The following is a 23948-nucleotide window of genomic DNA, read 5'->3' on the forward strand; positions in this document are numbered from 1 at the left end:
GCCATAAATGGCTTCTATTTTTGTGTATGAGCATTACACCCACACCGCTTTCCACCCCTAGTCATCTGGTCCTGATTGTTGAGGATGAGCCGGCTATTGCCAGCGTGTTAGAGGCCTATCTACGGCGTGATGGCATGCGCACGTGCATGGCTGCCGATGGTATACAGGCGCTGCAACTGTTCAGAGACATGCGTCCTGACATGGTGCTGCTAGACATCAACTTACCGGGTGTAGATGGGCTAGATGTACTGCGCCATATACGAGCCGACGACCAAACTCCCGTCATTCTCGTCACCGCCTTAGCGGACGATGTGGATAAGTTGCTGGGGCTGCGCTTAGGGGCTGACGACTACGTGATCAAGCCTTTTAATCCTGCCGAAGTTGTGGCCCGAGTGAAAGCCGTATTACGTCGCGCCGCTAACGTGCAAACCGTGAGCGCCCCCATTCGTGTGGGCGACTTGGAAATAGACGAGCAAGACCACGTCGCACTGGTACATGTGGAAAACAAAGCCATACCACTGCCCTTAACGCTCACTGAGTTCCGACTGTTAGCCTGTTTGGCCGCACAACCACGCCGCTGTTTTTCCCGCAGCTACCTTATTGAGCAATGTTTGCCTGAAAGTGATGCGCTGGAACGCGTGATTGATTCTCATATTTCCAAACTGCGTCGTAAATTGCAGCAAGCCGGACAAGAGGATCTGATTGAAGCTGTGCGTGGCATCGGGTACCGGCTATGGCAAGAAAGATAGACCGCATCTGGGTACGTTTTGGTATAGCTACTGCCGCCGTCATTTTATTCATGATGGCCTTGCTCACTACCAGCTTGCTGCTGTTCTGGCGTGGTGAATACAGCGACTTCTATCAACGCTTACCTCAAGACATACGCGTAGAGTTTGATGACCTCAGCGAACGCGGGTTGTCGGATAGCCCTCGTGCCATGCAAATTTACTCTGAATACTGGGTGGGCGACCCTATTAAAGGTGAACAGTTCTCACTGTTACTTACCCTGATTGCTGGTTTGCCCTTAGGACTAGGCGCAAGCTTCTGGCTATCTAAGCTGGTCACACAGCCCTTAGGCTCTATGGCCGAAACTGCTAAGCGGGTCGCCGTGGGCGACTTCACAGTACGGGCCTTGCCTGGCCAAGCGCGGGGCGAAATGGCTGATATGGTGCGCGACTTTAACCGCATGATCGACTCGCTAGAAAAGCTAGAGCGTGAACGCAGTGCCACCATTGCTTCGCTGTCGCACGAATTACGCACACCGCTCACCATTCTGAGCACACGCCTGCACGCCATTTGTGACGATGTAATCCCTGTTTCTCCTGAGGAACTACGCGGGCTCTTAGATCAATCCCTGCACTTAGGCCGGTTGGTGGACGATCTACACACCATTTCTATGGCTTTTGCGAATAGGCTGTCGCTGCACGAAGAGCCGCTGGATTTAGCTCAGTTTATTGATGCAGAATTGAATAACTACTCCGCCAGACTAGCCGAGCAAGGTATGGAGCTAGAACGCCGCATCCCCGATTCACTCGATGATGCGCTGGTGATGGTAGATCCCGATCGCATACGCCAAATTTTGTCTAACCTGTTGGAAAACTCCCTGCGCTATGCGCACTCTGGTCACTGGGTAGAAGTCGCCGTCACTAGCGACGATGAACGTGTCAGCCTACACGTTAGTGATGCAGGTCCAGGCCTACCCGATGCGTTACGCGACAATCCCTTTAAACGCTTCCCACACCCTACCGGCACGCATAAAGACGGGTCAGGCTTAGGACTGTCTATTGTGCAGGCCTTAGTAGAACGCCAAGGCGGTGAAGCACAAGGTGGCACATCGCAACGGGGTGGGGCGCGTTTCAGTATTCATTTCCCACGTAAAAACTACAGTACGAACGCCTGAGTCTACGCAGGATTTCAACCCTTCACGACCACCGTTGTAGCGCCACCAGTCGCTCCATCATTTCTCCATAAAACATGCATCACCACGCAACGTTGGTCTTTTACTATTAAGGTAGCCTTTGTGTGTCTTTGGCTGCCGCGCCTACTTTCATCACCTTTGTACGTGTTCAGTTTGTCTTATTTTGCTACCCGCTTCAGCGTCTCTGCAGCACTCAGCCTGCTACTTGCAGGGTGTGTGACGCTCAATACGCCTGAACTGCCAACCGATACGCCCAGCTCTTGGTCTGAAACCACATCCAAGACTGCGCCAGCTATTGCCTTGCGCTCCTGGTGGCAATCGTTGCAAGACCCCACTCTGAACACGTTGATAGAAGAGGCTCTTACTGCCAATCTGGATATTGCCCAAGCGGCTAAACGCTTAGAAAGCGAGCGCTTGCTTGCTGGCCGTTGGCAGGCACCTTATCTGCCCTCCATTACCGCCGGTGTACGCCCCACACAAGACGTTGCCGCAACCGACATGTACTACCACGCCAGTTTGGACATGATGTGGGAACTTGGGCTATTCGGTGCTTTAGATAACTCTAAGTTGTCTGCCGGTGCACGCACATTGCAAGCTCAAGCTACCGAGCAGGGCATACGCGTTATGGTGGTCGCCGATGTAGTGCGTCATTACCTAGATTTAGGTCTAAGCCAACAACAACAAAAATTGCTGCACACCCAATTGGCGGTAGATGAAGAGGCGCTAGCACTGGCACTCACGCGTCAACGCGCACACGTTGGTAACCCAGAAGAAAGTACCCAAGCACAAGTACGACTGGCCCAAACCCGCGCGACCCTAGCCATGGAGCGCGAAGCCGCTTCTCGCTCTGCTCGTGCGTTAGCCGTATTGCTAGGCCGTGATCAACCTGATGCGGCGTGGTCCACCATTCAGCGTCCTTTACAGGTACCGGCATTTTCGCTGGAAGAACTACCTGCAGACTTGCTACGTACACGCCCCGACATACACATCGCCGAAGCCGCAGTGCTGCAAGCCGCTGCCCAAGTGGGTTTGGCTCATGCGGCACTGTACCCTCGTTTAAGTCTGGGTGGCTCATTTCTGTACGCCTATAACACCACGCAAAACATGCGTACAAGTACCGACTCATCTCCCTCCGTCGGTATATACCTAGACATCCCACTATGGGATTGGGGCATACGTCGTACCCGCATGGAAGCCAACGAAGAGCTGTTAGACGCCGCGTTGCTAGGCTACCGTAAAGCAGTGCTGGACGGAGTAAGCGAAGTGGAAAACGCCCTGAGTGGCTTAACCCACCAAAAAGAACGTATCAACGCACTGCAAAGCTCAGAGCAAGCACTGCAACAGCAGCAGCAATCACAACGCACCTTGCAATCGCTAGGGCTATCCAGCCGCTACGATCAATTGCTGCAACAGCGCGCATTGCTAGATACGCAGTCTGAGTTGCTGCGCGCGCAGGCCTCACACACACTGTCGTTCATCGCCTTGTACAAAGCACTGGGTGGCGCGCCATTGCCTGAAGCCGCCAAGGACGTTACGCCATGATCCCATTAGCGCGTAAAACCCTGGTCTATGAATGGCGACGCTTCGTGCCTGTTATTCTGGCGGTATGTTTCTCCGGTGTATTACTGGTAGTACAAGCCGCGTTGGTACTGGGTATTTTCGGTGCCTCCGCACTGTACGTGAAAAGCTCTTCTGCCACCTTGTGGGCTGGCTATCCCGGCACACAAAGTGTGAACTTTGGTCAGCGCGTAGACCAAGACGTAGAGATGCTGATGCGCATGGACCCAGACATCACCGATGTAGAACCCTACCTCTGGGTAGATGGTGAGTGGAGCGCTGAACACAGCGATGCAGGTAGCGTCTCTATTTACCTCTCTGGCATTGCCACGCGTGAAGACGCCATGATGTTCTCATCCCTGCTGTCCAAAGGCATGCGCGCCCGTCTACGTGAGCCTGGCGCTGTAATTGTGGATCCAGCCGACCTAGACACGCTAGGCGCACACGAAGGTGACCGTGCATGGATTAACACCCATCCGGTACATATTGTGGGCGTTTTACCAGGTCTGCGAGGCTTAGGTGGCGTGAACGTGCTGAGCTCCTTGGATACTGCCCGCAATATTGCAGGTAACGGCTCACAATACGGCAGTACCTATTACGTTGCCCACACCCCTAGCACAGTAGATGCCGATGCCGTACGCGCTCGCCTGCAAAGCGAAGCCGCCAGTTTTGGCCCTGTGGAAATCTGGACAGCCCCACAATTCGCCTACAAATCACAGTTGTACTGGTTGCTGGATACGGGTGCTGGTATGGCCGTGCTCTTTATGGCCATTATTGTGTGTTTGGTAGGGGCCATCATCACCAACCAATCTTTTGCCGCTGTAGTGGCTGGCTCTGCCCGCGAATATGCCACCTTGAATGCCTTGGGTGCCAGCCGTGGCGCACTCGCACGCGTCGTGATCGAGCAGTCATGTTTGATTGGCGGCATAGGGATGTGCTTGGCAGCATTGGTCAGCCTCGCGTTACTGAGCTTGGCTGCGGTCTATCACGTCCCCATCGCCATGACACCGCTGGTCGCGCTGGGATGTGCGGCATTGGTCAGTTTGATGGCACTGTTTTCTAGTGTGATGGCTATACGTAGCCTGATGCGCACCGACCCATCGTTGCTGCTGCGTTAAGGGGATATTGATGCCTACTACCCATACTCCGCAAACTCCCCCTACGCTAGAAGCTATTCGCATCAGCAAAGCCTTTTTGTCAGGCATGGTGCAGGTGCAAGTGCTGCGATCACTCTCGCTGTCTGTGTATGCGGGTGAGCTGACCTTGATCTCTGGCCCGTCAGGATGCGGTAAAAGTACGCTACTGTCGCTGTTATCCGGCTTGCAGCACCCGGATGCGGGTGAAGCCCATGCCTTGGGTCAAGACCTTAGCAAAATGAAGCGCAGCGAGTTAGATACTTTCAGATTGCACCACACTGGTTTTGTGTTTCAGGGCTTTAATCTGTTTCCCGCCTTAACCGCGCAAGAACAAGTACAACTGCCCCTGGGTTACTTAGGTATTTCCGACAGAGAAAGCGCCCAACGTGCCCTACAAGCCTTAGAAAGCGTAGGTTTGTCGCACCGTTCGCACATGCGTCCAGCACAGTTATCAGGCGGTGAAAAACAGCGTGTGGCCATTGCCCGTGCTATCGCCAAAGAGCCCAAATTTTTATTTGCCGATGAACCCACCAGTGCGCTAGATGCCGAAAACGGCCAGCGCGTGGCGGACATACTGCAGCGTTTTGCCAGCACACACCAAGCTACGGTTCTGTGTGTTAGCCATGATCCTCGTCTTGTGCGCCACGCTGACCGCGTGATTGGCATGGAAGACGGCATGATACGCAGTGACCGGCGCCTCCATGCCCGCACAGAAGGAGTCAGTGCATGATTGTTTTTACACGCGCGCGTTGCTGCGTGATTCTTACAGTAGCTACGTTGATGTTGGGTGCATGTTCCGATAACACCCCCACCACCAGCAATGCCGCCACTACGCCACAAGAGTCCTCCCGCAAAATTGCGGTAGCCAGAGGTACGGTGGATGTGGAAGGCGGCTTAATCAATCTGGCTTCTAGCACAGATGGTGTAGTGCGCACGTTAGCCGTACGCGAAGGCGAGACCGTAGAAAAAGGCCAAACCTTACTGACACTGGCAAACACCACAGAAACTGCTGCCGTTGCCGTGGCTGAATCCGAATGGAAACTGGCCCAAGAGCGTAAACAGGCCAGCCTTGCCAAGCTACCTGAATTGCGCCGTACCGCCTCCAGACTAGAACAAGCTGCACGTGCAGGTGCGATACAAGTACAGCAATCCGACACTGCTCAGCAACAGCTTAAAGATGCAGATGCCGATGCACGTATTGCCCAAGCCGAAGTAGACGTTGCGCTGCAACGCTTGAACCAAGCCAAAGCTTTGCTAGCTGAACGCACTTTAAAAGCGCCCGAAGCCGGTGAAATCATCAGTATTAGCGCTCAACCTGGTGCCACAGTAAGCGCCAACACACCGGCGATGAGCATGTTGCCTGCACGTCCATTAATCGTGCGTGCCGAGCTAAATGCTGCCTATGTGGGCAACATCAGCCCCGGCATGGTGGCGACCATCACGTCCGACATGGACAGTGCTTCTGACGCCAATGCACTACCTAAGGCACATGTGATTCGTGTCAGCCCAGTGTACCGCCAAGGGCGTTTGCAAGAAGAAGCACAACGTGGCCCCGTGCGCGTGGTGGAGTGCATCCTAGAATTTGACGAGCCAGCGAACGTGCGCGTTGGCCAGAATGTAAGAGTAAGCTTTCATGAATAATCGCCCCCAACTGTCCGTTGCTGACCTATCTTGCAGCCAATCCGCTTCGGAATGGGTAATACAGTGTGATTTTGACGGCACTATTAGCCTGCGTGACACCACTGACAGCTTGCTAAACAGCTACGGCTTGCCCGGCTGGGAAGCTCTGGAAGAAGCGTGGGAGCAAGGTGATATAGGCTCCAGAGAATGCATGCAAAAACAGGTAGCGCTGTTAGACATGAGCCCTGAACAACTGGACGCTAGCCTGCAACAAATAGGGGTTGATCCCGCATTCCCCGCCTTTCTCAGCGCCGCACAACAGCAAGGCATTCCATTTTTTGTGGTGAGCGATGGGCTGGACTACGCCATCAACACCATTCTGGGCCGCGAGGGTGTGCATAACTTACCTATTCTGGCTAACCACTTGGTGTACCAACAAGGCAATCGCTGGGCGTTAGAAACTCCGTGGAATCAACCCACCTGTGCCAGCGCCAACTGCAAATGCCAACATGCACAAAGCTCCCACAGTGTAGGGCGCAAAGTGCTGTACATCGGTGATGGCAGCTCTGATTTCTGTGTGTCAGGCAAGGCCGATGTAGTACTCGCCAAAGCCAAACTGATTAACTATTGCCGAGAACAAGGCATTCCTCACGTACCGTTTACCGATTTCCGTGAAGCACTAGCACTGCTGCCCGGCATACTTTCCGGTACGGCACTGGAACCCGTAGTATGAGCAACCTAGCACCAACTTTTCCCTCTACCTTGGTGGCCGCTGAGCGCCCCAACATGAGCATGACGCCTTCCTCAACGTCGTGCACAATCACCCCGCACGAGTTTCTGCTGGAAGGCAAAGACGAGCGTGCACGCACTGGCGTGTTGCTGATACACGGTTTAACCGGTACACCAAACGAAATGCGCGTACTGGCCCGTGGATTAAACCGACAAGGCTTCACGGTATACGCCGTGCAATTGGCCGGTCACTGCGGCACCCAAGACGACTTGGTGAATACAGGTTGGGAAGACTGGTTAGCAAGCGTGATCGCAGGCGCAGACCGCTTAGCAGCCAGAGTAGACCGCATCGTTGTAGGTGGTCTGTCTATGGGCGCCGTGCTGTCACTGGCCTTAGCACAACGCCGCCCCGATCTAATCTCAGGTGTATTAGCACTGTCCACTACCTTCCGTCACGACGGTTGGAGCATGCCACCTCATACCCGTTTAGCCTTTATCTTGCCGGTGTTTAGAGCACTGGGTATTGGCCGCAACCGCATGTTCTTAGAACAACCGCCCTATGGCATCAAAGACGAAGCCTTGCGCGCACGAGTCGTGGACCAAATGAACTCTGGCGACAGCTCTGAAGCGGGCCTACCTGGCAACCCATGGTGGTGCGTGATAGAAATGCAGGCATTATCGCGTTCGGTGCTGAAAAACCTGTCTGCCATCCAAGCCCCCTGCTTGGTCATGCACGCACGCCACGACGACATTGCATCGGTATCCAACGCCTATGCCATTGTCAAAGGCGTGCGTAATGCCCCTGTAGAACTGCTCTTGCTGGATAACAGCTATCACATGATCACCATAGACCGAGATCGCCGCACCGTGATCGCTAAAGCCGCTGATTTCATTGCTTCGCTTACTGAAGGGCAGCCCGTGCGCGCCGGAGGCACGCACTGATGGAGTCAATCACACCGTTGGTGCTGCTGTTGTGGACAACTAATATTATCTTGGATAGCGGTGGGCAATTGGCCCTTAAAGCCGCTGCGGCTGACCCTAGAGCAGGCGATGGCCTTGATCGTTGGCGCTGGATGTGTAAACGCCCATGGCTGTGGGTGGGTATTAGCTGCTACATCATCGAATTTGTGATGTGGCTGGCCTTCTTGTCGCTAGTACCGTTATCTAATGGTGTGCTGCTAGGCTCTATCAATACGGTTGTCATCATGATCTTAGGGCGCATGTTCTTTAATGAACAACTCACCCCCTTACGCGTGACTGGCATTGTATTAATTTCCATTGGCGTTGCCATTGTGGGTTTGCAAGCCTAAGGAGCTCAACATGAAACGTTTTTATTTGGTTGGCTTCCTTGTCCTCATGGCCTTGGACACCTTCGCACAAGTCAGTTTTAAAATGGCTGGCAACAGTGCGCTTCCTCTGGAATTTACCGCCAGTTGGTTTGGCCGTGTGTTTGGCCAGCCTTGGATTTACGGTGCCTTGCTCGGGTACATAGGTACGTTTTTTGCGTGGATGACCTTGCTTAAACATGCCCCTATTGGGCCAGCCTTTGCAGCCTCGCACTTAGAAATTGTGGCAGTACTGGTGGTGTCGGCGCTGCTGTTTGGTGAAACCATTGGATGGCCGCAAATCACCGGTACGATTTTTATTCTGGCCGGCATTGTGTGTCTGGCTATTAGCGAAACCCGATTGGCCGCTAAACAGCCAGAATAGTCACACAGTATTACGAGCGGGCCGCCTGCAGCATCTGCAACAACTGTTGATTGAAGCTAGTCTGGTGTGCCTGCCATTGCGGCAACTCGGCATCTTCTTGTGTGGTGTCTTGACCATCCGCTGTACTGAGCCAGCGCTTCCACGGCGTGGTGTAATTCCACACAGATACCTCACCTGTCACATCGCTGCCCACAATACGCCCACGTAAAGCCTGCACAATGTCTTGCATGTGCTGTGTGCGTAATTCGCCTTGATCCCAATTAGTACGCACCACTTCTGGCGAAAAAGCGTCTTTATCCACACTTAAATAGGTGTCTGTATCGCCCTCGGCCAAAGTGTCGCACAAGGCTTGTACCATCTCGTCTTCGGTGTCGAATGAACGAAAGAAACTACCCAAGCCCAACAGCTTCGCCCAGCCGGTATCTACCTTGGTGCTCCAGTAGGTCAGCTTGCCTGCACACAGTGCAGCCAAACGATGCTCCCACGCATGTGCCGCACCCAAATCGGATGACGTAATACCCACCACATGCACCTTAGCAACAGCGGGCAGCAAGGCCACGCGCTGTACCCACGAGCCACAGTGAATACCCCAGGGGAAGCGCATGTTATCGGGGTGATTATCCAGAATCACCACCTGTACCGGGCGCAGCATATCGTAGCCCCCCGCCGCAATACAACGCTGTATCAACGAGAAACTTAAATGGTGAAAGTCGCCACTGCCCATAAACACCGTGCCATGCTCGTTAAAAGCAGGCATCAGCGCTTCCATTTCAGCTATACGCTTTGCCCACACTGAACGGCGGCACCCAAAACGTACCGCTTCCCGCCAGTCGTTCGAGAGGGTAATACGCTGCTCATTGTCTAAGGTACCGATGGAGTCATCGGTATTGAGCACAACAGGGAACAGCGGTTCAGAAGGGGTTAGGACGTAATCCATTGGCTATCACTTTCAAAACGGTTGGCAAAACGTCTGGCCAACGCACGCAAAATTGGGTTACGTACATACACCATATGACGCGTGGGCGTAAACGTCGCGCCCAACAAAGCCTTCACTCCAGGATCAGTCCAGCCCGCCACATAATGGCTTAAGCCTTTTTCCAGAGCGTATTCCAGATTCACAAACCAGCTCACAAAATACAGGTTCATTTCCCGTGACAAGGGATACGACAATCCTATGTATTTATCCACCAATTTGCCTTGGTGCTCGAAGCACAAATTCCAGCCCAGAAACTCATGAGTTTCAGCGTGCCGGTATTCAAATACGATACCGCCATTGCTTTGGTCGCGCAGCAATTGCGTGAAAAATGCTTTGGTCAGCTTATCGAAGTGCACGTCACTTTGCGCATATACCCCTTGGTACAACGCATAGTATTCATCCACTTTTTGGTCATCATCAAACGCCGCTCCGGTGTGCACACGGGTGACGTCTATCTGCTCACGGGTACGCAACTTACGGCGCAAATAGCGACGTGAGTCTTTGGGCAGCTTGTCCAAGTAGTCTTGGGTACTGGCAAAGTTAATGGGCACATAGGCTAATGCCTGACCTTCCACCGGCACAAAGCCCGCCTGTTTACACGCTGCAACCACGGCATCTGCGTACGCATTATCGTCATCAGACAACAAAGGCGATTGCTGCGGCAGGTCTTTAATGATGGTGAGCTTTTGCGCTTTACAGGGCCCGTTCAATAACGCTTGTACGGCTTCGTTGACACCCAACTGTGGCGGCCACACCGCGTACTCACTGACCGTCGTCCCTACAAAGGCAGTACGGATGGTGAGCCAACGCGACCACATGCTGTAACCCACAAAACCGGTGATGCGAGCTTTGAACTCGTCATCGGCGGTAGTGAGCAAATCAAAGGGCGCTACAAACGCCGGAACCGGCACGTCTTCCAATACATGAAACCCCTCCGGCGGGTGCCGGAGGAAACATGCATGCAAGGCGGCCGGTTCTAACGCGTTACGTAATAACGGCAACTCTGGCATTAGGCCTGTTTTGCACGTGTGATCAATTGATCCAGCAAGGCCATTGCTTCGTCAATTTCAGCACGCGTAATCATCAGTGAAGGAGCAAAGGTAATTACGTTTTTGTAGTACCCGCCCACATCCAGCACCAAACCACGTTTGCTGCCCTGATAGTCCAAATTACCTTCCAGACCGATATCCACCATTTTGTCCAACAATGCTTTGTTGGGGGTGAAACCGTCTTCAGTACAAATCTCTGCACGCAATGCCAGACCCAGACCATCCACATCGCCGATTTCACGGTGACGTTTTTGCAGGTCGCGCAGGCCGTCCAGGAAGTAAGCACCGGCGTCGCAAACTTGTTTACCGAAGTCCATTTCGTGCGTCATTTTCATCACTTCCAGACCAATGGCGGTACCCAATGGGTTAGACGCAAAAGTGGAGTGTGTAGAACCTGGAGGGAACACGGTTGGGTTGATCAACTCTTCACGAGCCCACAAACCGGACAATGGGTTCAAACCGTTAGTCAGTGCTTTAGCAAATACCAATACGTCTGGTTTGATGCCAAAGTTTTCCACAGACCACAGCTTACCGGTACGCCAGAAACCCATTTGAATTTCGTCTACTACCAGCAATACACCGTGGTCATCCAATACGCGTTTCAAGCCTGTGAAGAAGTTCGCAGGAGGAATCACGTAACCACCGGTACCTTGAATAGGTTCGATGTAAAACGCTGCGTATTCACACTGGTTAGTTTTAGGATCCCAAATCGCGTGGTATTCGTTTTCAAACTTACGTTCGAAATCGCGCACGATGGAGTCTGCATACTCTTCCGCAGTCATGCCTTTAGGGCGACGGAAAGGGTAGGGGAAAGGAATAAACTGCGCACGGTCACCAAAGTGGCCGTAACGACGACGGTAACGGTAGCTGGAGGTAATGCTGGATGCACCCAAGGTACGGCCGTGATAGCCACCCTCGAACGCAAACATCAGGCTTTTACCACCACTGGCGTTACGTACAATTTTCAGGGAATCTTCAACTGCTTGTGCGCCACCTACGTTGAAATGCACACGGCCTTGGCTGCCCCATTTTTTCTCGGCGTCCTGTGCAATCACACGGGCCAATTCGATTTTTGTGGGGTGCAGGTATTGGCTAGCAATTTGTGGCAGCGTGTTCAGCTGCTTAGTCATTGCGTCTTCCAGACGACGGTTGCGGTAACCGAAGTTCACCGCGGAATACCACATCTGCAAGTCTAAATAAGGGGTACCCGCGTCATCAAACATGTAACTGCCTTCGCAGCCTGTAAAGATCTTTGGCGGATTAACATAGTGAACGGTATCGCCGAATGAACAATACCGGGCTTCGTCAGCCAACAGGCTGGCAGTGTCGATGGACATGGACGCATATCTCCAAATTAACGTGATGCTGGACACAGTGTGCGCCATCAAGGTGGAATGACTGTCGAGGGATTGTGTACGGATTGTGGAGTAGCGAATTTTGTTATGACACGATGTAATCGTCGCCCATCAAAGTACGCGCAACCGGCACTACACCTACCAACGCCATGCCGTGTATAGCCTAGACACAGCATATCTGTGGCGACGCCACCACTCGCCCATGACATAAGATCAAGATTTGTTAACGTGCATATCACCTTAAAAAGATCTGCGACACCACTCATCCAGCAGTACGAAACCTCAAAACCAATCCTTGCACTCGCCTTACTTACCCTCGATAACACGCTATACAGGCGTCATGACTTATGTCACGCTTTGCGAAATTGCCTGTGCATCGCGCAAGAATGGTGTTCCTGCCGACCACAAGCGCAATCTGAATGACCCTTTACCCAGTGATGGCAGGCCTATAAGCACATAGGGTCGCGTAGGCTACCTAGAAGCCAACCACTGAGACCTTCCACTCCCATTACGGAAATGGATAGGTGGACCTTATGGATAGCCACACAGCACCATGACTACACCAACGCTATACCTACGCGCTGCCCATGCCAGTGATTTAGCCCCGTTAGGGCAACTCAAACTACGCGCTGCATTGGCGTGGGGTGAACACACCGAAAAACTACGCCAACTGCCTGATATAGATCAGGTAGATCCCAACTTGCTGCCCCAACTGATCGTGGCAGAACTGCAAAAACGCCTCGTAGGCTTTGCCTCACTCGAGCTACGCCCAGCCTTGTCACAAGTGCAATTAGATGACTTGTTTGTAGACCCTGATTACTGGCACCAAGGTATAGGGGCAGCATTGCTACGCGCCGCCGAAAAACGCGCTTACCACTTGGGTGCAACAGAGTTGCAATTGGTTTCTAACCCCAAAGCACGAGAGTTTTACATCAAACAAGGCTATCTATTCCGCACCAACATACGCACCGACTTAGGTGTAGCTCCCGTGTTCTACAAACCGCTGAGCAACTAACTGCTTAGCGGTTTTTGCCGTTTTTTCGCACTAAGGTTTTCCAGAATCCATCTTGTACTCCGTCAGAATGCAGTGGCACTATGAAGCGTTGCTGAGCCTCAGCACGCCATAATTACAACCACAAACGGAGACCTTATATGTCGCACATTCTGACCGTCGCGGCGGCCCAAATGGGACCCATACAACGCACGGATTCCCGCGATGATGTGATCGCACGCATGCTCAAACTGGTGGAAGGTGCCGCTCACCGTGGCGCCCATGTAGTCGTTTTTCCAGAGTTATGCTTAACCCCGTTTTTCCCTCGGTGGTACTACGAAACCATGGCAGAGGCCGATCAATGGTTTGATACACAATGGCCACCAACTGGCATGCAAGCCGTGCTGGATCTGGCGCGACAAAAGGGCGTGATGCTGCAGTTTTCCTATGCAGAAAAAACGCCCGACAACCACCACTTCAACACAGCAAGTTTGGTTTCTAGGCACGGCGAAGAAGTACTGAAATACCGCAAAATCCATTTACCCGGTCATGCTGAATACATCGCTGAACGCCCATTACAGCACTTGGAAAAGCGCTATTTTGAAGTGGGTAATTTAGGCTTTCCAGTACGGCGCTTAGACTTTGAAGGCGTCGCTACCTTTAACGCCGGTATGTTGCTGTGCAATGACCGCCGTTGGCCAGAAGCATGGCGCGAATTGGGCCTGCAAGAAGTAGACCTGGTAATGATTGGCTACAACACACCTGTCGCCAACCTAGATGTAAAACACGAACAGCCACCGCACCTTAAAGTGCTGCATTCCAACTTGGTGGTACAGGCAGGCTGCTATCAAAACAACTGTTTTGCCGTGTCCGTTGCCAAAGCGGGGGTAGAAGATGGCCACGCCATGTTTGGTAATTCTATTATTGTGAACCCCTTTGGCGAGATCATTGCCCAAGCCTCTACGTGGTCAGACGAACTGTTAGTGGCCGATTGCGATCTTCGCTTATGTCACGTTAATAGAGCATCAACCTTCAACTTCAGCGCTCATCGTCGCCCGGAACACTATAGACGAATCGTAGACCAAACCGGCTGGAAGCGTCCGGAACACACACTCACCGTTTAAGGGTTTTTCTCTACCACGACACGCTTTTCAGCTAATCCAAGCAGTGCTAGCATTTAAATGTGACCAGATGGTCACTATGTTTGGAGTTAAGCATGACGATTGGTGTTGCAGTCGCTGGTGAACACGCCGTAGTGCACGCATTGCGTGTGCTGCGGTGTGCAGAAATATTGGGAACCGGCTCCATTGGTGGCTTTGCTGTGTTGGCGGTTATGGCCGACGACGGTGCTGTGCACTATAGCCAAACCCAAGACGGTGGCAGTCATGCACTGGAGCTTGATCCTGCGTGGCTGAACTACCAACGTGCTGCCTTGATTTCCAGCGGCCCACACAGGCCTGAACCCCTGCAGCAATTTCTGCCTAGTCTGCCCGGCATCGCCTTAATGACAGGTCACAGATTACCCAATAGGCCCACCCCTACAGGCTTGCCCTTAAACCAATTGGCTCTGCAGACACTGCAACAAGGCAGCTCACCCGAACACGCTATACAGCACACTGTCGCTGCCTACCCCGAATACGATGCCGGGTTGATGACTGTGACCGCAGACGGGCAAATCGCCTATGCCAATACCGAGCGTGTGGCGCGACGCCCCGATCAACATCATGGCGCACAGCAATACCAAGACAAAAAGGTTGCGGTGATGCTGAATTCCATCTTTTTTGCGCCGCACCTGACACCGCACATCGCCACCTTGTTGTGCGATGTAGCGTGGCAAGAACCAGCCCCTTCCAGCCAAACGGGAGCCATGCTGCTGACGGTGCCTGATCACTGCCCGCTATTGCCTGCCCCGCATGACCAAATAGTAGTGGACCCCATTACCGCCACCGTGCAATGCATTTACACTGCAGATCCCTTCGTGCAGCACGCCGAAGGTCGCTGTGTCGCCATTCAAGGTGGTTGTGCAGCGGTAACTACGGATGGCTATGTGCTGGGCACCTGTTTACACGACCTGCTAGGACATAAACTCGGTGACCATCTGCAGCGTGTGCTGCCGCATCACCCACCCTTGTCTTTGATCATAGGAGCACACGTATGACCCTAACTCGTCGTCAACAGACCGAACAAAAAATCATGCAGGCGCTGGAAGACCAAATCTGCGAAACCGGCATGATGGGCGTAGGCGTTAATGCCATTGCGAAACGCGCAGGCGTCAGCAAAGAACTGATCTATCGCTACTTCAATGGCCTACCTGGTCTGATGCTGCAATGGATGCAAACGCAGGATTTCTGGACGGGGAAATCGTCCATGCTGCTGGACGACAAAGCGGAAACACGTAGCCCGCAGCAATTGATTCTCACCATGTTGAACGCGCAAATTACGGCACTGGCCAGTAACGACGCCTTGAAAGAAATTCGACGTTGGGAGCTGATTGAGCGCAACGATGTGAGCGCACAGTTGGCAACCCGCCGTGAGAAAGCCGCTCGTACCTTTATTGATGCGCTGACTTCGGTGAACGATGACGAAGATGCCGACTTGGCTGCCATGGTAGGCATCATGCTGGCTGGCGTGTTGTACCTGTCGTTGCGTTCCAAGACAGAAACCCATTTCTTGGGGGTGCCGCTACGCACCGAAGAGGGCTGGGATCGCATCCAAAAAGCGTTGATTCAGCTTAGCGCCAGCCTACCCGAACCGTTGAAAGAACAATCTCTGGAAAGTTTACGGAAGCAGTCTCCCGACCCGTCTTAGCCAGAGCAGCCCTTATACATAATTTATAACGAGACGAGACAAAAACATGACCATTCGTGCTGCCGATTTGTTGGTGGAGTGCTTGATAGCGCATCACGTCAAACGCGTGTATTGCGTACCCGGTGAAAGCTATCTCAGCGTGCTGGACAGCTTGCATGACCAATCCGCTGTGGAAGTTGTGACCTGCCGCCATGAGGGTGGTGCAGGTTTCATGGCTCTGGGACACGCTAGGCTCACCGGCACCCCCGGCGTACTCATGGTTAGTCGTGGCCCCGGCTGCATGAATGCCGCCATTGCGATTCACTCCGCTCAACAAGACGCCTGCCCCTTAGTGGTCTTAGTAGGTCAGGCAGAACGCGAAAACCTGCAACGTGAAGCCTTCCAACATATACATTACGAGCGCATGTTCAGCGACATGGCTAAGTGGGTGGTGGAAGTAGAGCACGCCGAGCAACTGGCTGATACCTTGTGCACTGCCTTTTATTTGGCACAAAGCGGCACACCTGGCCCCGTTATTATTTCTTTGCCTGAGGACATGCTGGAAGACCATTGCCCACACACTGGCGTCTTCCCTCGTCACAGCCAACCTAGCACGCTCAGCGCCCTCGACAGCGACGCTATTGTGCAGGCAATCAGCCAAGCAGAACGTCCCTTAATTATTGCCGGTGGCCTGCTTAAAAGCGATGCAGGTAAGCAGGCTTTGTTGAGCTTTGCAGAACGCTTTTCTCTGCCAGTCGCCACATCAGTGCGCCATGCTGATTTGATTCCTAACGATCACCCCCTGTTTGCAGGGCACTTGGTGTATGGCCTACCTGCCGCACTTAAAGAGTCCGTTACACGCAGCGATTTGATTTTGGCCATTGGCACCCGCTTGGGCGATGTCACCAGCCAATCTTTCCATTTCCCTGCCGCCCCAAAAGCCGCACAAACCTTGATACACATTTGGCCAGATAGCACCGTCGTTAGCCGCTACCGTCAAACTGACATTGCGGTTGCTGCTGACCCCGTTGCCAGCTTGCACACACTGAATCAAGCCACTGCGCCTGCCGTACCCGCAACACGTCAAGACTGGATTGCATCCTTGCACCGCACAACCGTAGAACTGCGCGACTGGGCGCCGGTTGCAGACCAAGCCGATGGCGTCGTGTTCGGCAATATCATGGCTCACGCTGACGCCTTATTGCCAGACGATGCCATTATTTGTTTGGATGCCGGCAACTTTGGGGGCTGGGTGCAGCGTCAATTACGCTTCAGCCCCACACGCCAACTCATAGGCCCTTCTTCAGGTGCGATGGGTTACGGCGTGCCCTCGGCTGTAGCGTGTTCTCTCGCACAGCCCACACGCCCCGTGGTCTGCTTTGTAGGCGATGGCGGCTTCATGATGACGGGTACTGAGTTAGCAACTGCCGCACAATATGGCGCAACCCCCATCGTCATCATTTCAGACAACGCCTGCTACGGCACCATACGCATGCATCAGGAAAAACACTTTCCGCATCGCCCTAGTGCTACCGCCCTGCACAACCCCAACTTCGCCCAACTCGCTGCCGCATGCGGTGCACAAACCTTTACTGTGCAACACAGCGATGAGTTCGCCCCTGCATTACATGCCGCGCTGCAAAGCAAGCAATTATGCGTGATCGTGGTGCGTACCAGTCTGAATTACATCTCTCCCAATGCAACAATTGCTGCACTGCAACAATCGGGGAGTCCAGCATGAAAAAAATCGCTGTTATCGGTGCAGGCATTGTAGGGTTGGCTACGGCGTATGAGCTACGTCGTCATGGCTTAGACGTAAGCGTGTACGATGCTGACGCCAAGCCAGGTCAAGGCACCAGCAAAGCCAATGGCGCACAGCTAAGCTACAGCTTCGTTACTCCCTTAGCCACCCCAGACGTGCTGCGTTCCCTGCACAAATTATTGTTGGATAGAAATGGGGCATTACGTTTGCACCCCACGTTTAGCCTTTCGCAATGCAGTTGGTTGCTGTCTTTTTTGAAGGCGTGCTCCGCCAGCCAAAGCCAACGCGGTGCGGAAAACTTGCTGCAACTGGGCAAGCTAAGCCGCCAAGTTTTAGACCAACTACAACGCACACAACCCCTGGAGTTTGCCCATAACCATCACGGCAAATTGCAGGTCTTTGAAAACTCGCAAAGCTTCGCTGCCGCTCGTGATGCACAAGGCAGCTTCTTAGGTCGTCACGGTGTAGAACAACGCGTACTCACCCCTGCACAAACCGTAGAACAAGAACCTAGCTTAGCGCCCATCGCACACCGCATACAGGGTGGTTTATTTACCCCTAGCGAGGAAGCTGGCGACTGTGAGCAACTGTGCTTAGCCTTGCAAGAACGCCTGCAACAAATGGGTGTGGTGTTTCACTTCAACACTCCCATTACGCGCTTAGAACGCCACGGCGACAGCATCACAGCCTTTACTGCCCAAGGTGCTTTAGATGCCCACACCATTATTTTGGCCAATGGCACAGGTGCGCAAAAACTAGCGCGCCCCTTAGGGTTGGATTTGGGTATTTATCCCCTGCGTGGTTACTCACTCACCATCCCCGTAGACGAGCACAGTGGCGCACCACAGGCCAGTGTTAGCGACATCCGCAACAAAGTGGTGTACGCCCGCATTGGCGACAAGTTACGTGTGGCGGGCATGATTGATATTGGGGTCAATAAGCCCTCTGCCATTGCAGCCCGACTTAGTACCTTGCGCCAGCAAGTGCAGGAATTTTTCCCTGCCTTAACACCCACCGGTGACATAGAGGAATGGACCGGTGAACGCCCTTCGCGACCCACCAGCACACCGCTGATTGGTGCTAGCCCCTTTAACAACTTGTTCGTAAACGTAGGACATGGCGCATTAGGTTTCACCTTGGCCTTTGGCTCTGCCCGTTTATTGACCGACATACTGCAATCGCCCAGTAACAAACAGCCGTTGTTAGCGCCGCTTTTCAGCCTGTAATACCGCCACAACTGCTGCACCATAAAACACAACAATACCTACCTGACTCAGGAGACAAACATGGCACGTCACTCACTTGCCCCGCTATCGCGCACCACGTTGGCCGGCTTGCTGCTGGCTAGCGCCTGCGTTGCGCCCCTCGCTGCACATGCTGAAACCACGGTTACTGCCGTCATGCATGCTGGCCTGCGGGTAATGGACCCCGTATTCAGTACCTCTTTCCTCACCCGTGATCATGGCTACATGATTTACGACACCTTGTTGGGCATGGATGAGCAATTCCACGTTCAGCCTCAAATGGCCGACTGGAGCGTCAGCGACGACGGTAAAACCTACACTTTTACCCTACGTGATGGCTTGAAATGGCACGATGGTACACCTGTAACGCCCGCCGACTGCCTCGCCTCTATCAAACGTTGGATGAGTGTGGATGGAACGGGCCAGGTCTTGCAGACCATGGTGGAAGACATGTCTGCTCTGGATGACAAAAGCTTCTCTATACGCCTACAAGAGCCCACTGGCTTGTTGCTATCTGGCTTAGCAAAACTCAGCTCTAGACCGGCCTTCATGATGCCAGAACGCATTGCTGTCACGCCCGGTTCTGAAGCCATTACCGAGTTTGTAGGCTCTGGCCCCTTTAAGTTTGTCGCCGACCAATTCCGCCCTGGCGTCAAAGTGGTATACGCCAAAAACACCGACTACCAGCCTCGCTCTGAACCTGCCAGTTGGACAGCAGGGGGCAAAGTTGTGAATGTGGATAAAGTAGAGTGGGTCACCATGCCAGACGCCATCACCGGCGTGAACGCATTGCTGCAAGGCGAGATTGATTTCATGCAGCAAATTCCGTTGGATCTGTTGCCCTTGCTGCAAAACAATGACGACGTGAAACTGGACACCATTGATGAGCTGGGCAACTGGACGTACTTCCGCTTCAACCATCTGCACGCCCCCTTTAACGACCCCGCCGTGCGTGAAGCCGCCATGCTAGCTATAGATCAGCAGCAGGTGTTAAACGCGCTGATTGGCAACCCAGACTATTCCCGCACCTGCGCCACCACACTGGGTTGTGGCAACCCGTTTGAAAGCGACTACCGTTATGACGACGTGGTCAAACCGCAGCTAGAAAAAGCCCAAGCCTTGCTGAAATCGTCCAGCTACAAAGGCGAGCCTGTGGTCATTCTGCACCCCACCGACATGGCAACCGTGTCCCCCCAACCTGTGGTGATTGCCGATGCACTGCGTAAAGCCGGTTTCACTGTGCAATTGAAATCCATGGATTGGCAAAGCGTAGTGATGCAGCAAGGTAATCAATCAGATGCAGAAAATGGCGGCTGGAACATCTTTTCCACCTACGCCACCTTGGCTTCTAGTGGCGATCCTTTTGGTAACACCACACTGAATGCCGGCGGCAAACAAGCGTGGGCAGGGTGGCCAGATGTGCCGGAAATCGAAGCACTGCGTAAGCAATTTGCACTGACCACAGACGATGCAGAACGCAAAGCCATCGCCCTAAAAATTAACGAATTGGCCATTGATCAAGGCGTAGTCATTCCCTTGGGTCAATTCACTATTCCTTCCGCCTACAGCCAGACTTTGCACAACGTGCCGCATTCTCCCGTCACGGTATTTTGGTCGTTGAGCAAGTCCAACTAGGAGGCCGTGCATGCTTGTCTATATTGCTAGGCGCCTGATCACCACCATACCGGTGGTGATCATGGTGGCCATCGTGATCTTTGCCTTGCTAAGGCTGACTCCGGGTGACCCAGCCGCTGTGATTGCCGGTGACGACGCGTCACCGGCCCAGTTGGCTGCCATACGTGCACAAATGGGTCTGGATCAGCCCATTACTACTCAGTTCTTTGATTGGGCTGGCAAACTGCTGCACGGTGATTTGGGTACGTCCTTGCTGTCTGGCACAGCCGTGACCACTCTGATTGCTGACCGCATGGGCCCCACTATTGCCTTAGCCATCAGCACCATGAGCTTCACTCTGCTGATCGCCATCCCCATAGGTTTAATTGCCGCATGGCGACATGGCCGCGCCACCGACCGTTTTGTGATGATTTTGTCGGTACTGGGGTTCTCTATTCCCACTTTTGTGGTGGGTTATCTACTGATCTACCTATTTTCACTGCAATTAGGGTGGTTTCCCGTACAAGGCTACAAAGATCTCAGCCAAGGTTTCTATGCCTTCAGTATGCGTTTGGTGCTGCCTACCATCGCACTCAGTACGGTGTACGTGGCGCTGATTGCCCGTATTACCCGCAGTAGCGTCATCGAAGTGATGAACGAAGACTTCATCCGTACTGCCCGCGCCAAAGGCGTAAAAGAAAGCGCGGTGTTTTTACGCCATGCGCTACGCAATGCAGCCGTGCCCATCGTCACCATTGTAGGGATTGGGGCTGCCGCGCTGATTGGCGGGGTGGTGGTCACAGAATCGGTATTTAACATCCCCGGATTGGGCAGGTTGGTCGTAGAAGCCGTGCAAGCGCGTGACTACCCCATTATCCAAGGGGTGATTTTGCTGTTCTCCCTGACCTACATCGTCATCAACTTGGTTATAGACGTGCTGTACACCGTCTTTGACCCTCGCATCACCTATTGAGGGAGTCTGTTATGCAACCCTATTCTCTCTGGCGTGGCCTGCTTTCCAGGCTGTTGTCTCCGGCGGCATTTTTAGCCTGCAGCATTGTGGTTCTTGTGATTGCGATGGCGATACTCGCGCCCATCATCAGCACCACTGACCCCATACAAATCAACCCCGCATCACGTTTATCGCCCATTAGTGCGGAACACTGGTTGGGTAGCGATGCCTTTGGCCGCGACATGTATTCCCGCGTGGTGTACGGCGCCCAAGTATCCATGATCGTAGGGCTAGGCGCAGCACTGTTCAGCCTCACCCTAGGCTTATTGATTGGTGTGTTGGCCGGGTATTTTCCGCTGTTTGATTCCATCATCATGCGCGTCATGGATGGCATCATGGCTATCCCCAGCATTTTGTTGGCCATTGCGTTGGTGTCACTCACTGGCAGCAGTTTGCTCACGGTGTTGGTAGCGATTGTGATTCCAGAAATCCCACGTGTGGTGCGACTGGTGCGCAGTGTGATCTTGTCTATACGCACTGAGCCCTACGTAGAAGCGGCCATCACCTTGGGTACACGTATCCCAAAAATCATCGTGACGCACATCATTCCCAACACCTGGGCACCGCTGATTGTGCAAGGCACCTACATTTTCGCCTCGGCTATTTTGATCGAATCCACCCTAAGCTTTTTGGGTGCCGGTTTACCGCCAGAAATCCCCTCGTGGGGCAACATCATGGCCGATGGCCGCATGTTCTTTCAACTCTATCCCGGCTTGGTGCTGTATCCCGGTATTTTGTTAGCGCTTACCTTATTGAGCGTCAACGTATTGGGCGATGTACTGCGTGATGAACTGGACCCAAGGATGATCAAACGATGACGCAAACGTTTTCACATACACAGGGTGATCAGCCAGTTCTACAGGTACAAGACCTGTGGGTACGCATCGCCAACAGCAAAGAAGGGCAGCACGCTATTTCCAACATTTCGCTGGACATACACCCCGGCGAAACCGTCTGCTTAGTGGGGGAGTCTGGCTCTGGTAAATCCGTGACCTCGCTCGCTACCATGGGCTTACTACCCAAAGCCGAACTGCAAGCCACGCAAGGCCGCATCTTGTTAGATGGCGAGAACCTGTTAGACGCCTCGCCTAGCCGCATACGGACGCTGCGTGCCTCCAAAATGGCCATGATCTTCCAAGAGCCTATGACTGCGCTCAACCCCGTAGAGCGCGTTGGCCCACAAGTGGAAGAAGTGCTGAAGGTACACGGTGTACGCAACCCCTCTGAGCGCAAGAAGCAAGTGTTGGCGATGTTCGAGTCCGTGCATTTACCCAACCCTGAAAAAATCTACCGCGCTTACCCACATCAATTGTCTGGCGGCCAACGTCAACGCATTGTGATCAGCATGGCGTTGATTTTGAAACCACGCCTGCTGATTGCGGATGAGCCCACTACGGCACTGGATGTCACCACCCAAAAGCAAATTTTGGCGCTGATACGCGAGCTGCAAGAGCAGCAAAACACCGCTGTATTGTTCATCACCCATGACTTTGGGGTAGTTGCTGAAATTGCCGACCGTATTGTGGTGATGAACCGTGGTGCCATGGTAGAAACCGGCACTAGAGACACCATTTTGCGTGCCCCCACACAAGACTACACCCGCCTCTTGGTGTCGTCCGTACCTAGTCTGATTCCTCCTGCTCCACGCGACATTACGCCAGCACCTATGCTGCAGGTAGAGGCGCTCAACAAAACCTACGAAGAACGTGTGCTGTTTTCAGCCAGTCGCAAAGTCGTAGCCGCCAACAATGTGTCTTTCACTCTGAATAAAGGGGAGATCATTGGCATTGTGGGCGAGTCCGGTTCAGGGAAGTCTTCAGTGGCGCGCTGCATCATGCGGTTGATCACCCCCTCATCGGGTCACGTCACTCTCGGCGATGCCGATCTAGCCACGGCTAAAGGCGAAGAACTACGTCAGTTGCGCCAGCGCATACAGATCGTTTTCCAAGATCCCTATAGGTCGCTTAACCCTCGTTTACGCATACACGACGCCTTGTTAGAAGGTATGCAAAACTACGGCTTAAGTGCCAGCGAATGTGAAAAGCGCATTGATACCTTACTGGAATGGATAGGTATGGATCGCAGCGTACTAAGCCGTTATCCGCACCAGTTTTCAGGTGGACAACGCCAACGCTTATGTATTGCCCGTGCCTTAGTGTTAGAGCCAGACATTTTGGTGGCCGACGAAGCAGTATCCGCACTAGACGTATCGGTGCAAGCACAAGTATTGAAACTGTTAGACGAACTGCGCCAACGCATTGGTATTTCGGTGCTGTTTATTACGCACGATTTACGTGTGGCCGCACAAATCTGCGACCAAATCATTGTGATGCAACGCGGTACCGTCGTGGAAGCCGGGCCTACCGAGCAAGTACTAGTCAGCCCCCAACATGAGTACACCCGTTCACTTATTGAAGCGGCTCCCGGACGTCATTGGGACTTCCAGCATTTTCGTCCCCTTGAACCTGCCATCCACTGAGCTACGACT

23 protein-coding genes are annotated in these 23948 nt (G+C 53.3%); 20 read left to right on the plus strand and 3 right to left on the minus strand.

From position 1 onward, the window contains the following. The first annotated feature begins 26 nt into the window (after positions 1-26). The 10 genes from ACLO87_RS13815 (at position 27) to ACLO87_RS13860 (ending at position 8670) form a co-directional block, all read left to right on the plus strand. On the plus strand, positions 27-749 hold the full coding sequence (locus ACLO87_RS13815; RefSeq protein WP_135864593.1) for a response regulator: 723 nt from the start codon (positions 27-29) through the stop codon (positions 747-749). Continuing rightward, complete coding sequence (locus tag ACLO87_RS13820) at positions 734-1900, plus strand: sensor histidine kinase (protein WP_430224004.1); 1167 nt, start codon at positions 734-736, stop codon at positions 1898-1900. Before ACLO87_RS13815 ends, ACLO87_RS13820 begins: the two co-directional genes overlap by 16 nt. A gap of 171 nt (positions 1901-2071) precedes the next feature. After that, positions 2072-3460 carry an efflux transporter outer membrane subunit gene (locus ACLO87_RS13825; RefSeq protein WP_430224005.1) on the plus strand — a complete coding sequence of 463 codons (1389 nt, stop codon included), beginning with the start codon at positions 2072-2074 and terminating at the stop codon, positions 3458-3460. Beyond that, positions 3457-4593, plus strand: a complete 1137-nt coding sequence (locus ACLO87_RS13830; RefSeq protein WP_135864587.1) for an ABC transporter permease — start codon at positions 3457-3459, stop codon at positions 4591-4593. Before ACLO87_RS13825 ends, ACLO87_RS13830 begins: the two co-directional genes overlap by 4 nt. 10 nt (positions 4594-4603) lie before the next feature. After that, entirely contained in the window at positions 4604-5341 is a 738-nt protein-coding gene (locus ACLO87_RS13835; protein WP_430224006.1) for an ABC transporter ATP-binding protein, read from the plus strand. Continuing rightward, on the plus strand, positions 5338-6252 hold the full coding sequence (locus ACLO87_RS13840) for an HlyD family secretion protein (protein ID WP_430224007.1): 915 nt from the start codon (positions 5338-5340) through the stop codon (positions 6250-6252). The genes ACLO87_RS13835 and ACLO87_RS13840 overlap by 4 nt, the downstream gene beginning before the upstream one ends. Next, the gene (locus ACLO87_RS13845; protein WP_135864581.1) at positions 6245-6964 is read left to right on the plus strand and encodes an MtnX-like HAD-IB family phosphatase; all 720 of its coding nucleotides are present in this window, start codon (positions 6245-6247) and stop codon (positions 6962-6964) included. The genes ACLO87_RS13840 and ACLO87_RS13845 overlap by 8 nt, the downstream gene beginning before the upstream one ends. A gap of 53 nt (positions 6965-7017) precedes the next feature. Then, a complete protein-coding gene (locus tag ACLO87_RS13850) occupies positions 7018-7902 on the plus strand; it encodes an alpha/beta hydrolase (protein WP_430224074.1) in 885 nt (294 codons plus the stop codon). Continuing rightward, the gene (locus tag ACLO87_RS13855) at positions 7902-8270 is read left to right on the plus strand and encodes an EamA family transporter (protein WP_430221873.1); all 369 of its coding nucleotides are present in this window, start codon (positions 7902-7904) and stop codon (positions 8268-8270) included. The genes ACLO87_RS13850 and ACLO87_RS13855 overlap by 1 nt, the downstream gene beginning before the upstream one ends. A gap of 10 nt (positions 8271-8280) precedes the next feature. Beyond that, on the plus strand, positions 8281-8670 hold the full coding sequence (locus tag ACLO87_RS13860; protein ID WP_430224008.1) for a DMT family transporter: 390 nt from the start codon (positions 8281-8283) through the stop codon (positions 8668-8670). A 10-nt stretch (positions 8671-8680) separates the two neighbouring features. Here the strand turns inward: ACLO87_RS13860 and ACLO87_RS13865 are convergent, their stop codons facing one another. Genes ACLO87_RS13865 through ACLO87_RS13875 form a run of 3 tightly spaced genes read right to left on the minus strand, consistent with a single transcriptional unit; the run spans position 8681 to position 12032 of the window. Next, entirely contained in the window at positions 8681-9607 is a 927-nt protein-coding gene (locus ACLO87_RS13865; RefSeq protein WP_135864266.1) for a hypothetical protein, read from the minus strand. Next, positions 9592-10656: a GNAT family N-acetyltransferase gene (locus ACLO87_RS13870; RefSeq protein ID WP_430224009.1), complete on the minus strand. Its 1065-nt coding sequence runs from the start codon at positions 10654-10656 to the stop codon at positions 9592-9594. Before ACLO87_RS13870 ends, ACLO87_RS13865 begins: the two co-directional genes overlap by 16 nt. Further along, positions 10656-12032: an aspartate aminotransferase family protein gene (locus tag ACLO87_RS13875; RefSeq protein WP_135864263.1), complete on the minus strand. Its 1377-nt coding sequence runs from the start codon at positions 12030-12032 to the stop codon at positions 10656-10658. Before ACLO87_RS13875 ends, ACLO87_RS13870 begins: the two co-directional genes overlap by 1 nt. Positions 12033-12603: 571 nt before the next feature. On the opposite strand from ACLO87_RS13875, the gene ACLO87_RS13880 reads away from it, so the two are divergent. The 10 genes from ACLO87_RS13880 to ACLO87_RS13925 all read left to right on the plus strand — a co-directional run bounded on the left by ACLO87_RS13880 (position 12604) and on the right by ACLO87_RS13925 (position 23939). Beyond that, positions 12604-13065, plus strand: a complete 462-nt coding sequence (locus tag ACLO87_RS13880) for a GNAT family N-acetyltransferase (protein WP_135864261.1) — start codon at positions 12604-12606, stop codon at positions 13063-13065. Positions 13066-13202: 137 nt separating this feature from the next. Beyond that, positions 13203-14165 (plus strand): nitrilase-related carbon-nitrogen hydrolase, encoded by a 963-nt coding sequence (locus ACLO87_RS13885; protein WP_430224010.1) that lies wholly within the window; start codon positions 13203-13205, stop codon positions 14163-14165. 92 nt (positions 14166-14257) lie between these two features. After that, positions 14258-15199 (plus strand): DUF6963 family protein, encoded by a 942-nt coding sequence (locus tag ACLO87_RS13890; RefSeq protein ID WP_430224011.1) that lies wholly within the window; start codon positions 14258-14260, stop codon positions 15197-15199. Further along, entirely contained in the window at positions 15196-15849 is a 654-nt protein-coding gene (locus ACLO87_RS13895; protein WP_430224012.1) for a TetR/AcrR family transcriptional regulator, read from the plus strand. Before ACLO87_RS13890 ends, ACLO87_RS13895 begins: the two co-directional genes overlap by 4 nt. 46 nt (positions 15850-15895) lie before the next feature. Then, on the plus strand, positions 15896-17569 hold the full coding sequence (locus ACLO87_RS13900; RefSeq protein WP_430224013.1) for a thiamine pyrophosphate-dependent enzyme: 1674 nt from the start codon (positions 15896-15898) through the stop codon (positions 17567-17569). Continuing rightward, a complete protein-coding gene (locus ACLO87_RS13905) occupies positions 17566-18816 on the plus strand; it encodes a D-amino acid dehydrogenase (protein ID WP_135865280.1) in 1251 nt (416 codons plus the stop codon). Before ACLO87_RS13900 ends, ACLO87_RS13905 begins: the two co-directional genes overlap by 4 nt. Positions 18817-18876: 60 nt before the next feature. After that, complete coding sequence (locus tag ACLO87_RS13910) at positions 18877-20469, plus strand: ABC transporter substrate-binding protein (RefSeq protein WP_430224014.1); 1593 nt, start codon at positions 18877-18879, stop codon at positions 20467-20469. Positions 20470-20479: 10 nt separating this feature from the next. Next, positions 20480-21421 (plus strand): ABC transporter permease, encoded by a 942-nt coding sequence (locus ACLO87_RS13915; protein ID WP_135865277.1) that lies wholly within the window; start codon positions 20480-20482, stop codon positions 21419-21421. A gap of 11 nt (positions 21422-21432) precedes the next feature. Then, the gene (locus tag ACLO87_RS13920; protein WP_135865274.1) at positions 21433-22278 is read left to right on the plus strand and encodes an ABC transporter permease; all 846 of its coding nucleotides are present in this window, start codon (positions 21433-21435) and stop codon (positions 22276-22278) included. Beyond that, positions 22275-23939: an ABC transporter ATP-binding protein gene (locus tag ACLO87_RS13925; protein ID WP_430224015.1), complete on the plus strand. Its 1665-nt coding sequence runs from the start codon at positions 22275-22277 to the stop codon at positions 23937-23939. Before ACLO87_RS13920 ends, ACLO87_RS13925 begins: the two co-directional genes overlap by 4 nt. Positions 23940-23948 lie beyond the last annotated feature (9 nt).

This window comes from Paenalcaligenes sp. Me52 (genome assembly GCF_050487965.1).
In the GTDB taxonomy this organism is placed as follows: domain Bacteria; phylum Pseudomonadota; class Gammaproteobacteria; order Burkholderiales; family Burkholderiaceae_B; genus Paenalcaligenes.